The sequence below is a fragment of the Sphingobacterium sp. BS-2 genome, assembly GCF_046161205.1.
Lineage (GTDB): Bacteria > Bacteroidota > Bacteroidia > Sphingobacteriales > Sphingobacteriaceae > Sphingobacterium > Sphingobacterium mizutaii.
The window spans coordinates 323,816-338,465 of record NZ_JBIXGO010000017.1; the positions used below are offsets into that span (position 1 = coordinate 323,816).

At 39.5% G+C, this 14,650-nt stretch carries 13 protein-coding genes; 12 read left to right on the forward strand and 1 reads right to left on the reverse strand.

Annotated features, from left to right (window positions below; translation table 11 throughout):
* The first annotated feature begins 53 nt into the window (after positions 1-53).
* The 10 genes from ACK2WI_RS10160 to ACK2WI_RS10205 all read left to right on the forward strand — a co-directional run bounded on the left by ACK2WI_RS10160 (position 54) and on the right by ACK2WI_RS10205 (position 11,245).
* Positions 54-1,394, forward strand: a complete 1,341-nt coding sequence (locus ACK2WI_RS10160) for a MutS-related protein (protein WP_409150650.1) — start codon at positions 54-56, stop codon at positions 1,392-1,394.
* Positions 1,395-1,556: 162 nt separating this feature from the next.
* On the forward strand, positions 1,557-2,417 hold the full coding sequence (locus ACK2WI_RS10165) for a sugar phosphate isomerase/epimerase family protein (protein ID WP_409150651.1): 861 nt from the start codon (positions 1,557-1,559) through the stop codon (positions 2,415-2,417).
* Between the two features lie 28 nt (positions 2,418-2,445).
* Positions 2,446-4,152, forward strand: a complete 1,707-nt coding sequence (locus tag ACK2WI_RS10170; protein ID WP_409150653.1) for an IlvD/Edd family dehydratase — start codon at positions 2,446-2,448, stop codon at positions 4,150-4,152.
* Between the two features lie 20 nt (positions 4,153-4,172).
* Positions 4,173-4,937, forward strand: a complete 765-nt coding sequence (locus tag ACK2WI_RS10175) for an SDR family NAD(P)-dependent oxidoreductase (protein WP_409150655.1) — start codon at positions 4,173-4,175, stop codon at positions 4,935-4,937.
* 55 nt (positions 4,938-4,992) lie between these two features.
* Positions 4,993-6,156, forward strand: coding sequence for a Gfo/Idh/MocA family oxidoreductase (locus tag ACK2WI_RS10180; RefSeq protein WP_312697713.1), 1,164 nt, complete (start codon positions 4,993-4,995; stop codon positions 6,154-6,156).
* A 285-nt stretch (positions 6,157-6,441) separates the two neighbouring features.
* Positions 6,442-7,167, forward strand: coding sequence for a hypothetical protein (locus ACK2WI_RS10185; protein ID WP_409150656.1), 726 nt, complete (start codon positions 6,442-6,444; stop codon positions 7,165-7,167).
* Between the two features lie 623 nt (positions 7,168-7,790).
* Entirely contained in the window at positions 7,791-8,573 is a 783-nt protein-coding gene (locus tag ACK2WI_RS10190) for a sensor histidine kinase (RefSeq protein WP_409150657.1), read from the forward strand.
* A complete protein-coding gene (locus ACK2WI_RS10195; RefSeq protein ID WP_409150658.1) occupies positions 8,570-9,241 on the forward strand; it encodes a LuxR C-terminal-related transcriptional regulator in 672 nt (223 codons plus the stop codon). Before ACK2WI_RS10190 ends, ACK2WI_RS10195 begins: the two co-directional genes overlap by 4 nt.
* A gap of 127 nt (positions 9,242-9,368) precedes the next feature.
* On the forward strand, positions 9,369-9,695 hold the full coding sequence (locus ACK2WI_RS10200; protein ID WP_409150660.1) for a hypothetical protein: 327 nt from the start codon (positions 9,369-9,371) through the stop codon (positions 9,693-9,695).
* 305 nt (positions 9,696-10,000) lie between these two features.
* A complete protein-coding gene (locus ACK2WI_RS10205; RefSeq protein WP_409150661.1) occupies positions 10,001-11,245 on the forward strand; it encodes a tetratricopeptide repeat protein in 1,245 nt (414 codons plus the stop codon).
* A gap of 161 nt (positions 11,246-11,406) precedes the next feature.
* Here ACK2WI_RS10205 and arr read toward each other — a convergent pair whose 3' ends face one another.
* Positions 11,407-11,829: an NAD(+)--rifampin ADP-ribosyltransferase gene (gene arr / locus ACK2WI_RS10210; protein WP_409150662.1), complete on the reverse strand. Its 423-nt coding sequence runs from the start codon at positions 11,827-11,829 to the stop codon at positions 11,407-11,409.
* Between the two features lie 179 nt (positions 11,830-12,008).
* Here arr and ACK2WI_RS10215 point away from each other — a divergent pair, with 179 nt between their 5' ends.
* Both ACK2WI_RS10215 and ACK2WI_RS10220 read left to right on the forward strand, forming a co-directional pair.
* The gene (locus ACK2WI_RS10215) at positions 12,009-12,800 is read left to right on the forward strand and encodes an NIPSNAP family protein (protein ID WP_409150663.1); all 792 of its coding nucleotides are present in this window, start codon (positions 12,009-12,011) and stop codon (positions 12,798-12,800) included.
* Between the two features lie 213 nt (positions 12,801-13,013).
* Entirely contained in the window at positions 13,014-14,543 is a 1,530-nt protein-coding gene (locus ACK2WI_RS10220) for a CotH kinase family protein (protein ID WP_409150664.1), read from the forward strand.
* The last annotated feature ends 107 nt before the right edge of the window (positions 14,544-14,650 follow it).

Consider the following 14,650-nt stretch of genomic DNA (forward strand, 5'->3'; position numbering starts at 1 on the left):
CCTTGGCGTGTAAAGCAATTTAAATAACCAACATTCGATCTAATCCAATCGTTATGAGTGAAAAATTCTTAATTGATGAACAGACCTTACAAGATATCCAACTTAGGGATAGGCATAACCGTACCATTTTAGAATTCTTTGACCATACCATTACCGATGGGGGAATGTACTATTTAATGGAAGTGTTCTATAATCCAGTCTTGGATGTGGATGTTATTAAGGATCGGCAGACCAAGATCCGCCGTCTAGAGCCTGTCGCCGATCAGGATTTTTTATTCTATAGGGTGATTGTGAAGGATTTGGAGAAATATGTCAAATCCTCGCATTCCGGTCGTGCAGCGTCATTAACCTTGATGGATTTTATTGGGGTTCGGAGTCCGGTTTATTATTATAAGAAAAGGTCCATTCAAGAGGCCTGTGACTTTATGATCAAATGCCGCGATTATTATTTGCAGATCAACAAGGATGTGAAATATCCCGACGTGGAAGAAATCCTTCAATTAATCGAGGATTGCCTATCTATGATTTTCAAAAAGAAGAAATACGATGCGGATAAGCTTCGCATCAATATCTTTAATATCGAGAATTTTGATAAAATGGTGCGCTATACCTTGGCGCCAAAGATCAAAAAGATCATTACTTTCTTTTATGAGATCGATGCTTTCTTGTCGGTGGCAAAAGTCTCCAAAGCGCATAGTTTTTGCTATCCAGAGGTCTATCCTAAAAATCAGACCGGCGTGATCGAGATGAAAGGGGTTTACCATATCTTCCATAAGAATCCAGTAAAGAACGATGTCAGGATGGCGAGGGACAAAAAGATCTGGTTTTTGACGGGGGCCAATATGGCTGGGAAGTCTTCGATCATCAAGACGATTTCATCGGCACTTTATCTGACCCATATCGGCTTTCCAGTTCCAGCAGATTCTATCAAGACCGATTTGATCGATGGTGTATTTACCAGTATCAACCTGCAGGATAACCTAGAAATGGGCTATAGCCATTTTTATGTGGAGGCTATGCGATTGAAAACGATCGTGGACCAATTGCCTAAGGATTCCAATGCGGTGATTATCTTGGATGAATTGTTTAAGGGGACCAATCATAGCGATGCTTCCAATGCCATATTAAAGGTATTACAGAATTTAGCCGAAGTTGATGGACCGTATGTGATCGTATCATCACATATTACCGAGCTGTCCAAAGAACTTGAACATATCCCTTCTGTCGGTTTCTTTAAAATGAATATTGAAAGCGATCCCGAAGGCTTACCTATTTTTACCTATAAGATCAAAGAAGGGGTTGCCGAGGAAAAATTAGGGATGTGGTTGCTGAAGAAAAGTGGCGCATTTGACTCTATTGATAAGATAAAAAATACGGCAGATACAACTTCTTAAGATTATATTAAAGAACAGTAAAAGAAGTAACATAATTATTTCAGAAAAAACACCTCCAAATATCTTGGAGGTGTTTTTTATTCGTTAAATTTAGAGTAACTTAATTCCAATGCATTTGCTGATAGGCAAATAGATGCTTGAATAAACCTAAATCATAGCTTTATGAAAACATTTTTCCGGAGAACCGAAATGCTCGCCGTTATGGTAGTTCTTTCCATGCTGTTTTTTTCTTGTACGGGTCAATCTAAACCCGCAAAGGACCAAATCCTGGAAGTTGAAAATATGGAGGTTGGAGTAGGACTGTATTCATTCAATCGTTTTCCTTTCGATAAATCGGTGGAAATGGCAAAAGCTGCCAATTCCCAAAAAGTGGAAGGCTTCTCCTTTCATAATTTAGGAGAGCGGTTCGGAGGGAAGGTAATTGCTTCATTGACGGATGAAGAGATTGCGAAAATGAAGGGAATATTGGATAGCAACCAAGTTCAGATGGTTTCAATGTATGCCGATGGAAAAACGATAGAAGAATGGGAGCAGCTCTTTAAGCAAGGACAAAAACTAGGCTTACAGTTTTTGGTCGGCGAACCTGACCCACAGCTCTTGGATAAAATCAATGAATTGGCCGGACAGTATAAACTTCCATTAGCCATCCATGAGCATGCAAAAGGATTGAGTCGTTATTGGCATCCTGACAGCGCCATGGCAGCTGTAGAAGGACGAGATCACCTGAAGGTATGTGCTGATATTGGACATTGGGTAAGAAGTGGGCTGGATCCGGTGGAATGTTTACAAAAAGTAGAAGGCAAATTGCTGAGCTTACATGTCAAGGATCTGGATGCGAGTGGAAATATGGAAGCCAAGGATGTTGCGATTGGAGCAGGAGTGATTGATTTTGATAAGGTATTTGCTGAATTGAAGCGTCAGCATTTCTCAGGTGATATCTTTATAGAATGCGAGCATAATTGGGATAATAATTTTGAGGAAGTAAAAGAATCCGTAAATTATATCAGGCAAAAAGCCAAATAAACCTTTTGATAAAAATAAGCTACGACATATGAAACTAAGAAGCAAAGAATGGTTTGCTAGAAAAGGCAAGGATGGCTTCATCTATCGCGCATGGATGAAGAACCAGGGAATTCCAGCAGATATGTTTGAAGGAAAGCCGGTGATAGGCATCTGTAATACATGGTCAGAATTGACACCATGTAACGCCCATCTTCGTGATCTAGCGGAGGCTGTAAAAAAAGGCGTATTGGAAGCAGGTGGTTTTCCATTGGAGTTTCCAGTAATGTCATTAGGGGAAACCCTAATGAAGCCAACAGCAATGTTGTTTAGGAACCTCGCGAGCATGGACGTTGAAGAGTCCATCCGGGCAAACCCCATTGATGGAGTCGTGTTATTGGTAGGTTGTGATAAGACCACACCATCTTTGGTAATGGGTGCTTGTAGTGTGGATCTTCCAAGTATCGTAGTTTCAGGGGGCGCCATGTTGACGGGTAAATTTAGAGGGAAGGATATTGGTACCAGTGATGTTTGGCGATTTGCGGATGATTCCAAAAAAGGACTTATTTCTGAAGAGGAGATGAATATGGCTGAAGCAGGGATGTGTCGTAGTATTGGACATTGTGCGGTGATGGGAACAGCATCGACCATGGCAGGTATGGTGGAGTCCTTAGGGATTACCTTACCTGGCAATGCAGCTATTCCTGCGGCTGATTCCAGAAGAAAGGTATTGGCCAGGATGTCAGGTCGAAGGATTGTGGAGATGATCAAGGAAAACCTGAAATTATCCGATGTATTGAAACGCGAAGCTTTTGAGAACGCCATTAAGGTGAATGCCGCTATCGGTGGTTCAACCAATTTTGCGATTCACTTGATGGCCATTGCTGGAAGGATTGGTGTGGATCTTAACTTGGAAGATTTCGACCATTATTCAAAGGATATTCCTTTGGTAGCCAATTTGCAACCCTCGGGGCAGTATTTCATGGAAGACCTGTATTATGCGGGTGGCATACCGGCCGTGATGAACAGTATCAAAGGGTCCCTGAATGCCGATATATTGACAGTAAGTGGCAAGACCGTTGCCGAGAATATACAAGATCAAGAGAGTCTAAACGATGATGTGATCTCAACCAAGGATAATCCATTCAACCCTATATCAGGGATTGTGGTGCTCAAGGGGAATCTCTGTGAGAATGGAGCAGTACTGAAACCTTCGGCGGCTACGCCAGAATTGATGAAGCATACAGGGAAGGCGGTTGTATTTGAGAATATTGAAGATTATAAAAACAGGATAGATTCGGATGACTTGGATGTTGATGCCAATTCGGTTTTGGTCTTAAAAAATGTTGGGCCTAAAGGCTATCCGGGTATGCCTGAGGTCGGCAATATGGGTATCCCTAAGAAATTGCTGGATGTGGGCGTAACGGATATGGTCAGGATTTCAGATGGGCGGATGAGTGGAACTGGTTTTGGAACGGTGGTATTGCATGTGTCTCCGGAGTCAGCTGTAGGCGGGACCTTAGCATTAGTCCAAAATGGTGACCTGATCGAATTGGATGTGGAAGCGCGGAAATTGAATCTATTGCTTGACGATGCGGAGTTGGAGAGTAGAAGGCAAAATTTAAAAGTTGAAGGAAATCCATATACCCGCGGGTATTGTAAGTTATATGTGGACCATGTGGAACAGGCGCATTTAGGAGCAGACCTTGATTTTCTTAAGGGAGGTTCCGGAAGCGAGGTGCTTCGTGATTCGCATTAACAGCTATTAAAAGATAAAGTATGGAACAAAAAAGATTTGTAAATAAAACGGCCATCGTGACGGGTGCTGGGAAAGGGATAGGGTTTGAGATTGCCAAGAGTTTGGTTTTGGAAGGAGCAACAGTTGTCTTAAATGATGTGGATCCGGGATTATGTGATGAGGCCACAGCTCAATTAAAAGAGATTGGAACCTGTTATTCCTTTGCCGGCGATGTATCAACAGCGAGTTTTAATCAGGAAATCGTTGATTTTGCCGTTTCAAAGACGGGAACCTTAGATGTGGTGATGGCTAATGCGGGAATCACTTTGTTCGGGAGTTTCCTGGAATATAAAGCAGAAGATTTATATAAAGTGCTACAGGTAAATATTGGTGGCACTTTCTTTTTGGCGCAAGCGGCAGGAAAATATTTTATAGAACAAAAGAAGAGAGGTTCTATTCTGTTCACCTCTTCAGTAACAGGGCACCAAGCGCATAAGGAACTTGCAGCCTATGGAATGACCAAAGCTGCGGTTGAACTATTAGCTAAGCACTTGGTCTTGGAGCTTTCACCTTTTGGGATCAATGTCAATGCGGTAGCACCGGGGGCGACATTGACGGAAAGAACAATGGAAGATCCAGAATATAAAAAGACTTGGGCACATCTGACTCCGATCGGTTCTGCTGCTTATCCAAGTGATATTGCCCAAACCGCACTTTTCCTGGTCAGTGAACAAGCGCGGCATATTACGGGGCAGACGATTGTTGTAGACGGTGGTTGGTCTGCAGTAAGTCCATCCCCATATTAGAGTGAAAAAAGGTTATGAAAATAAATTCAGTGTATAAGTTAAAATTAAAGTGATTATGGAAAACAGAAAATTGAGGATGGGCATGATCGGTGGGGGACAGGGATCTTTTATTGGTGCAGTTCATCGATCTGCAGCCTTGTTGGATGGGAAGATAGATTTGGTATGCGGGGCATTCAGTTCGCGGCCAGAGGTTTCTGCCCAATCTGGTAAAGATTTGGCCTTGCCAGCGGATCGTGTTTATTCTTCTTTTCAAGAAATGATCGAAAAGGAAAAGGAATTGCCTGCGGATGTCAGGATGGATTTCGTTTCCATAGTAACACCAAACCATGCTCATTTTGAGCCTGCTGTTTTGGCTTTGAGGAATGGTTTCCATGTTGTAATCGATAAACCGGTAACATTTACCCTTGATGAAGCTAAGGCCTTGGCAAAGGTGGTTGAAGAAACTGGTTTGATGTTGGCATTGACCCATACTTATGTGGGTTATCCGATGGTAAAACAGGCAAAAGATTTGGTTGAAAAAGGCTTGATTGGCAAGATCCGCAAGATCTTTGTGGAGTACCCGCAAGGTTGGCTAACCAAGGGAATCGAGAATACAGGCAGTGTTCAAGCAGCATGGCGAACAGATCCTGCCCGAAGTGGGAAAAGTGGTTGTATGGGCGATATTGGTACCCATGCAGCACATTTGGCAGAGCATATTTCAGGGCTCAAAATAACGCATTTATGTGCGAATTTGAATATTTACGGAACCGACCGGGTAATTGATGATGATGGGGATGTATTATTGAAATTTGAGGATGGTGCAACTGGAGTGCTGAGTGCATCACAGGTAGCGACAGGTGAAGAAAATGCTTTAAAGATCCGCATTTATGGAGAGAAGGCAGGTTTGGAATGGAGACAAGAAGAGCCAAACTCCTTGTTTGTCAAATGGGATAACCAGCCGATCCAGATCTATAGGACTGGAGGCAATCAAGTTTATTCGATGTGCCAAGCGACGGGTGCCTTTACCAGAACACCGACGGGACACCCTGAAGGCTATATTGAAGCGTTTGCCAATATCTATCAATCTTTCGCTGCTCGACTGTTGCAGAAAATAACGGGGGATAGCAGTGAAATTGCCTTTCCTGCTTATCCGAATATTGAAGAAGGTATCCGCGGCATGTTATTTATTGATCGGGTATTGGAGTCCAATCAGTCTGAAGCCAAATGGACGGCATTTTAAAATATTAAACTCATCATTTGATGAGTTTTTTTGTTTTTAGGGAGGCAAGTTCTCTAAAAATATAAGCTTGAAAATTTATCTTAAAATCGTGAATTATTTCATTGTATTTTAGCGGATTAATTATTAATTTCTAAGCTGAAATAGAGTCTTAAATTATTAAATAATTTCAATAATATAATTTTTATAAATTATTAATAATCAGTATGTTGTAATTGTTATTAATGGTTAATTTGATTGAATTGCTTGAATAGTTTATTTATCTTTATGCCTCTAATCTGATCAATTATGCTAAATAGAAAGGAATGTCAGCTTTCCATCCGAAAGTGGCAATCTTCAAAAGGCAATATAAATGAAATCTTGAGGGTATTTCCTTCGAACTTCATTTTTAAGGTAACTGAAGAAAGTATCAAATGGGTACTGAAGAATAACGATAATGAATGTTTTGTTGTCAAGATGGGAATCCATGATGACAAGGCGATCGTTATATTTTATCCTTTGGATCCTTCTGGTCAAGAAAAGGATCTTAAAGAATATCCCTTTTCCATTTTAGGACCACTGGAATCTGATATAAAATTTGTGGAGCAGGAGGTCAGGACCCAAACTAAGGTAGCGGTTTTATCCTGTGATCTGAAGGTTATTTCGCGGGTCGTGGAAGAGTCACAGCCGCTATATCAGCATCAGATTGAATGTCAGGATACCATTTTGGAACAAGTGGAAGATTGGAGGAATGAGTCGGCGGATTGGTTTTATAAACAGATCAAGGAAACAAAAGGCGAGAGCATCTTCAATTTATTCCATGTTCCGATCGAGGACCTGGAGGATGGGAGCCGTGATATTATAGGATTATTTGCATTGAAATATTCAAAAATATATTCAGAGGTGTTGCCAACGATCATTTTCGTTCACCATGAGGGGGCAGTATTAGGAAATTCGAAATTGCATTCCATTCAGACGAATTTATATAATTGGTCGCAGCCTTGTCCACCATTTTGTAAACCAAAAGGTGGTTAACCCATTTTATGAAGATAAATTATGTTCTTTTTTTACTTGACAATTGGCTTGTCCAATGTCATGTTGTTGCTAGCGAGTCTTTGGAATATTAAGTACCATTTTGAGTTCAGTGTCCCAGCCAGAAATCTGAGGTATTTCCTGCTTTTTCTCTTGGGGATCGAGCTTGTTTCGAAACTGTTGATTTATGTGTTTTCTGCAGAGAAAACAGAGTTTTTGTTCAATATTTTTGTTGCCGGCGAACTCTTATTATTAACGAATTTTACCAATAGTATAGTATCTAAGAAAAGCAGGTTGTCCATGGTATACCTGGCGCTGTTTTTATTTTTGATAGGAGCTGCTACTATCCACAATTTCATTCAGGTCGTGACTTGGATGAAATGGATAAAACCAATCTCCAATATTATAATAGTTTTTGAATTAGGCAGGTGTTTATTACATGCATTGAAGTCGGGTTTTAAATCAAACAATCCTGGACTCTTTCAGGTATTGTTTGCCCTCTTGCTCTATTACTTTGTTTCGACCATACTGTTTTTGATTTTAAATCAATTGAGTAATTTGAAGATCGAGTATGCGGGCTATTTGTGGTCAATAAACAACATTCTGTCCTGTAGCTTATATGCCGTATGTCTGTATTACTTTTTTTCCTTTCGAAAATTTACATCGAAATCTATGAGATAATCATCTTGTTGATTTTGGCCATTATGATTGTGCTATTCGTAATCGTCCTTTATAACCAATACTATAAGAAAATCCAGGAGGAGAACGATCTCAGGCATGAACAGGAACTGAAATTTCAAACGGAGACTAAGGCCTTGGCGATCAAGACCCAAGAAGAGGAACGCAAGCGGATAGCCAGGACATTGCATGATGAAATTGGCAATAAATTGCAGGTGCTCAAGCTGAACTTAATCTCCAATAAGGAACAGATTGAGTCGCAACAATATGAGGCCTTGAGCGAAAAGATAGAACAGCTGATCGATTCTGCCCGAGAGATTTCGCATCGCATGTATCCAGTGAACCTGGAATATTTTGGGTTGATCTTGACCTTGGAAGAGATGAAACAGAATTTGATTGGTTATGAAGTCGATCTGTACCTGCATCAGCAGTATCAGGAAAGGCCTATTGATTTTGAAGTACAGATCTATCGGGTAATCCTGGAATTTATCAGCAACACCATCAAGCATGCTAAGGCAAATAAGATATCGATCTTGGTTAGAGATGGGCATTATTTCCTCAGTTTCCTTTTGAAGGATAATGGACTAGGCTTTGAGAAGGTAAATGGAAGTGGGATGGGGGTGTCCAATATTAGCAATCGGGTAGAATTATTAGATGGTAAATCAAAATTGAGTTCTTCATTAGGTAAGGGAACTAGATTAATGATGGTGTTTCCCAAAATGGCGGTATGATGAGTGTGATGAAAATTGCTTTGATGGATGATGAGTCCTTGTTTGTTGAAGGACTGAGTATGTTGATAGGAAAGATTCCTAATTGTGAGGTAATCTATAAAAATACAAACCCAAGTACCTTGATCGCTGATTTCTCGGCAATGGATGAAGGTCAATTGCCTGATATCTTGTTGCTAGATATCCAAATGGAACCAATCTCCGGTTTGGTGCTGGTGGAGCAGCTCTTGCCAAACTTTCCGAAGATCAAGATCTTGATTTTATCTTCCCACTATAAGTCGAATATGATTGGGCACATGTTGAAGTTGGGGGTTTCAGGCTTCCTGCCTAAGGTAATAGATTTAGAAACCTTACAACTGGCGCTGGAGACAGTTTATAAGACCGGCGTATATGTTACTGCTGCTGATTACCAATTGTTGCACCAATACCTCAATAATCCCAATAAAAAAGTCTCCTTTGACCTAAAAGACCAGTTGACTGAGCGCGAAATAGAAGTAATCCGCTTAATCTGTGAAGAATATACCAATATAGAAATTGCTGAACAGCTCTTTTTGAGCAAGAGAACCGTTGAAAGCCATAGACAGCGAATCTTGGATAAATTGGGTCTCAAAAATACGGTTGGCTTGGTCATCTACGCCTTAGCCAATGAATTGTTTGTTCCCAAGAAATAGCATTCCGTATAAATACCTAATTGCAACTTGCCGTTTTTGTGCTCTAAAAAACTGGGGACAGGTTCATTAACTTTGATATATCAAGTTCAACGAAATTTAATTGCTAAGAATCTAAGACCAATCTGTTATGACACGAGAATTGAATAAGAAACCAGAAGAAAATGTAGATACCATAGAATCTACCTACTGCGATCCGAATTTGACCAATTACATCAACAGTATTGTAGCGTATAAATTTTTGTACAATGATTATCTAGAAGATCTGAGCTCGGAACATGCAGAGATCAAGATCAGGGCCGAGAAATGTTGGCAAGATAATGTACAGAGCTTGGAAGCGAATATCAAGACGACCTTCCAAAAAATGATCGCGAGCAAAAGCAAATTTATTGGAGATGCCTTGCATATTTTCGAGAATACGATTCGGGATAATAAACGGATCAAGCTTTATGGGTAATACCCATATCAAAAATGTACCATACCAACTTTATTCAGGCTCTGAGCAGCTAATTATTTTGCCTGAGTAGTTTATTAACTAAGTAATAATGTAAAAGTTCCTAATTAGGTTAGGGACTTTTTTTTGTGTTTGTGAACTCGACTCTGCTCAATCAATCGCTATTTTTAATTTTAAAAAAATGGCAGGGATTGATTGTTATTGCTTCATTAGTTTTCTCTATTTTCACTGATTTTTAATCAAATAATGTATCCTCTGAACTACAATTAATATTTCCTAAATTTGATGTAAGAACCAATTGAAAACCCATGAAAACAAATCCAAAAAGAGGGAAAAGTGCTTACGTATTTTTCCTTATTTGCTTAGCTACTTGTTTGTTGTTTTCCAAACTTAGCTTTGCGCAAGAATCCGTTAATTCCAAAGTCACTCATCATTTTCAAGAAGGAAAAGCAAAATATAATTTAGGTCAGTACCCCGCGGCAATTTCAAGTTATACATCGGCATTGACTATTAAGCCCGTGGATTCCATTTACCTTAATCTGGCTGCTGCGTATTACCTGAATGGGGATTATGGAAAGGCTATGGATGCCATTAATTCAGGTCTAAGCCTAAAGCCCATCAGTACCGGTCCATATCTTAAATTGAGGGGAGAAACTTATTATGTTTTGAATAATATTGATGCTGCAATCGCTGATTATGATGCAATCATTAAGGTTGAAAGCGATTGTGTTCCTTGTTTTATCAATAGAGGGAAATACAAAACTGATAATGGTGAGATTGAGGATGCCATTGTGGATTTTACCCAGGCGATATCATTGTCCGACACTTCTTCAGTGGCATATTATCGTAGGGCAATTGCCAAATTTATGAACCAAGAGTTTGAAGAAGCTTTGGAGGATGCGGAACAATCAATTCGAATTAATCCGAATAACAGTACGCCCTATTTTACCAAAGGGGTCGTGAAGACCTTGATGAAGGATTATAAAGCAGCCCTCAGCGCATATTACAAGGTTAGTGAACTAAGTCCAACCTTTGAACCCGCCTATCAAGCTCGCGCCTATATTTTTGGAGATACTAAGGAATATTTGGAGGCGGTCAAGGAACTCAATCAGTCCATTGCCTTTAATCCTAGGCAATTTGAATCCTTTAGGAATCGAGGTACGATGTATTATTTTATGGGGGATTATGCCATGAGTTTAAAGGATTTCAATAAGGCCATTGAACTGAAACCGTCGGAAGAGGAGCTCTATCATAAAAGGTCCAAGGTATACAATGCAAACAAAATGTACAACGAGGCATTAGCTGACCTGAATAAGGCTATAGGAATGAATCCGGATTTTTATGAATACTATTTCCTTCGGGCGAATAATTATGAAGAGCTGAAGAAGTATGATCTGGCATTAACAGATTACAATCAGGCGCTAGTAATGAATCCTAAAGATTTTAGGGTTTATCGAATGCGAGGAGGTTTGTACAAGAAATTAAATAAAAATAAGGAGGCTGAGACTGATCTTGAAAAAGCAAAAGAATTGGAAACAAATAGCCAGAATTAGGTATTATTAAAGGAGACTGGAAACCGTCAAGGGTATAACTGGGATACATGTTAAAAAGGATTGGAATTCCTTGACGATGACTTCCGATTCTCTGAATGAAAACCAGCAAGAACTGGCGAAAAGGATTTTTAATACGGTAAGATTGAAAGATCAGAAAAAGATTAATTGATGATAATGGCATTGGGGTCTCGATGTATTTTTGCTAGGTTCTCGCGCCAGCGTTGTAATTCTTCAGGACTCAGTCGCGGCCAATCACTTACCTCGGCTAGGACTTTCAAGGCAGCTTTACTTCGGTAGGATTGTGTAGGGTTGCCTGGGAATTTTTTATCCGTAACATTGGGGTCGTCCTCAAAATCACCAGTCACTTCGACCATATAAACTCGCGGCTCGGCATCACCGGGCGCTAGCTCGGCTGCTAATCCTGCTCCATTGACCTGTAAGGTGAAGTATATATGGTTCATGATAACATCTGGATGATAGTTCGATTTTCTTCCGGCAGTCAATAGATCACCAACTTTTAAATCGGCTTTAGTGCCATGGTAGAATGGTCCGTATTTGCCTTTTTTCAGGTCCTTTGCATACATAAATTGAAAGATTAGTTTTAGGATTTAATACTCATTAGAACGTTATGTTTTTCAGTATATTATTTTCAAAAATTAATTATCTTTATTTTGCTTTAGAGGAAATCCTTTAATCCAATAATTTATTTTTAAAACTGACCCTTTCTTTAGCATTGAAAGGTCCTAAACCTATGTCAAATAATATGTTAAAATCAATCCAATCAGTATTTTACCGGCTCCGTATTGTTGCTGTGTTCCTTTTCTTACTCATTCAAGGAACTTCTCTAGCGGCAGCTAAAACAACCTACATCCAACTTAGGGTCTATCATTTTCAGAATGCCCAACAAGAACAACAATTAGATCAATATTTAGGGAATGCATACTTGCCAGCCTTGCATAAACTTGGATTTAAGCAAGTTGCGGTATTTAAGCCTTTGAAGAATAGTGAAAACACCGATAAACTTATTTATGTCCTTACTTATTCAGAGCGATTAGAGAATTTCGCGAAACTGGATGTCAACCTGGAAAAAGACAAGCAATACCTGGAAGCAGGAAAGGCATATTTGGATTTAGCCCATAGCAATGCTCCATTCCAAAGGATAGAAACCATTTTGATGCGTGCATTTGATGGAATGCCATTTGTGGAATTGCCAAAACTGAAAGCCGCTAAAAGTGAAAGAGTCTATGAGCTGAGGAGCTATGAGGGGCCCACTGAAAAGCTTGCTGCGAATAAGGTTTCCATGTTCAACAACGGGGAGATCGATATTTTTAAGAAATTGAACTTCAATGCCGTCTTCTATGGTCAGGTGATTGCTGGCAGTATGATGCCTAATTTGATGTATTTGACAACTTTCGAGAATATGGCTGACCGAGAAGAACATTGGAAGGCATTTGGACCGCTTTACAAGCCAATGAGTGAAATGCCTCAATACCAAAATAATGTTTCTAAGAACGTGACCATACTATGTGCGCCGACTGCTTATTCTGACTATTAAGCCTTTGGATAAACGTATTTTTATTATCAATGAAACCCATTGAAAATAAATATATTGGGTTCACTTGTTTAAACAAAAGCCGTTTTATATTTTTATAAAATGGCTTTTGTTTTTTCAGGATTTTAATACCTAAAAAAGCTTAAGTTCAGGTTGAAGAATTTGACCGCCAATCACATTATTATACCTGACCATTCACCTAATTATTTACTATTTATGAAAACTAGAATTTCTTTCCAACGTTGTTGGTATTTCTCATTGTTATTTATTGCAGTTCTTTCTTGCCAAAAGGATAAGTTTAAGCCGGAGTTATCTGCTGAAAACGAACTGGTTAGTTTCGTCTTTGCAGCTGATAAGCACCCGAATGTTCTGAATGAGATTGAAACGGAGATCATTGGGGATACCATCTTTGCTCGGACCTTGGTGGGTACTAATGTGCAAGCATTGACACCAGACTTTGAACATAAAGGGGTTAAGGTTACGGTTAATAATGTCGAGCAGGTCAGTGGAAAGGATAAGCAGGATTTTTCTAAGCTGGTAAAATATACTGTTGCGGCTGAAAATGGTGATGGAAAAACCTATATCGTCAAATTTGTGGATACAGGCTTACCAGCCATTTACCTTTCTACGGATGGTAAACCCATTGAAAGCAAAGAGGATTATATCACAGGAAGTATTAAAATAACCAGTGGATTTGAAGGAACGGTAGTTTATGAAGGTGTAACAGAGGTTAAAGGTCGGGGTAATTCTACTTGGTGGATGCCTAAAAAGCCTTACAGAATAAAATTAGATAAGAAGGCGGGTTTATTAGGGATGCCAGCGGATAAGAGTTGGGCTTTATTGGCAAATTATGGAGATCAGTCTTTGTTGCGAAATGAGATTGCTTTTGAGGTTAGTAGAAGATTAGATATGGGTTATACGCCTCGTCAGCAGTATGTAGAGTTATTCCTGAATGGAGAGTTTATGGGGAATTATACCCTAACTGAGCATATCAAAGAAGGAATTGATCGCGTCGCTATTGATGAGAAAAATGGTGGTTTTATTCTTGAAGGTGATGGTTATGCCTATTCTGAGCCGGTACATTTTATTACCCATCAAAATATGCCTATCACGGTTAAATTCCCAGATGAGGATGATATTACTCCGGCTCAACTGGAGTATATTACCAAGTATGTAGGCACTTTTGAGAACAGTTTGTTCAAGATTGGAGATCAAGCAAATTCCAATTATCAGGATTATTTTGATTTACCAAGTTTTGTGAATTACTATTTGGCAAATGAAATTTGTGGTAATTCGGATTTGCTATGGAGCATGAGGATGTATAAGAAGAGCAGTTTAGATCCCAAGATATACGTAGGTCCGGTTTGGGATTTCGATCTTGGGTTTAATAACGATAAACGACTTGGAGACAGCCAAGAGGTTATGATGATGGATAAGGCGCATGAACCAAGAGCATGGATGAATAAATTGATGGTAGATCCAAGTTTCAAGAAAATGGTTAGGTCTCGCTGGAAAGAAGTTAAATCAAAATTGGAATCTATGCCCGAGTATATTGATCAAAGAGCTAAAAAGATCAGTTATAGTCAGAAGTACAACTTTAAACGTTGGGATGTACTCGGTATGAATATCAATCAAAGTTGGTTTGTTGCAGCGACCCATCAAGAATATGTAGGTTTTGTTCGAGACTTCTTGACCAAACGGATTACTTGGTTGGATGGGGTAATCAACGGGCCACAGTTTGATTAATAGGGAAAATTGCCTACTTTTTAAATCTTTTTTGCTTTTGCTTAGGAATCAAAACGAAGATTTAAAAAGTAGCAAATTGCAACCCTTTTAATTGCCGGTAATTAGCC

Bases quoted from the DNA above. Each gene is read 5' to 3' on its own strand.
- ACK2WI_RS10160 (WP_409150650.1), top strand. From the start codon at position 54: ATGAGTGAAAAATTCTTAATTGATGAACAGACCTTACAAGATATCCAA.
- ACK2WI_RS10165 (WP_409150651.1), top strand. From the start codon at position 1,557: ATGAAAACATTTTTCCGGAGAACCGAAATGCTCGCCGTTATGGTAGTT.
- ACK2WI_RS10170 (WP_409150653.1), top strand. From the start codon at position 2,446: ATGAAACTAAGAAGCAAAGAATGGTTTGCTAGAAAAGGCAAGGATGGC.
- ACK2WI_RS10175 (WP_409150655.1), top strand. From the start codon at position 4,173: ATGGAACAAAAAAGATTTGTAAATAAAACGGCCATCGTGACGGGTGCT.
- ACK2WI_RS10180 (WP_312697713.1), top strand. From the start codon at position 4,993: ATGGAAAACAGAAAATTGAGGATGGGCATGATCGGTGGGGGACAGGGA.
- ACK2WI_RS10185 (WP_409150656.1), top strand. From the start codon at position 6,442: ATGCTAAATAGAAAGGAATGTCAGCTTTCCATCCGAAAGTGGCAATCT.
- ACK2WI_RS10190 (WP_409150657.1), top strand. From the start codon at position 7,791: ATGTCTGTATTACTTTTTTTCCTTTCGAAAATTTACATCGAAATCTAT.
- ACK2WI_RS10195 (WP_409150658.1), top strand. From the start codon at position 8,570: ATGATGAGTGTGATGAAAATTGCTTTGATGGATGATGAGTCCTTGTTT.
- ACK2WI_RS10200 (WP_409150660.1), top strand. From the start codon at position 9,369: ATGACACGAGAATTGAATAAGAAACCAGAAGAAAATGTAGATACCATA.
- ACK2WI_RS10205 (WP_409150661.1), top strand. From the start codon at position 10,001: ATGAAAACAAATCCAAAAAGAGGGAAAAGTGCTTACGTATTTTTCCTT.
- arr (WP_409150662.1), bottom strand. From the start codon at position 11,829: ATGTATGCAAAGGACCTGAAAAAAGGCAAATACGGACCATTCTACCAT.
- ACK2WI_RS10215 (WP_409150663.1), top strand. From the start codon at position 12,009: ATGTTAAAATCAATCCAATCAGTATTTTACCGGCTCCGTATTGTTGCT.
- ACK2WI_RS10220 (WP_409150664.1), top strand. From the start codon at position 13,014: ATGAAAACTAGAATTTCTTTCCAACGTTGTTGGTATTTCTCATTGTTA.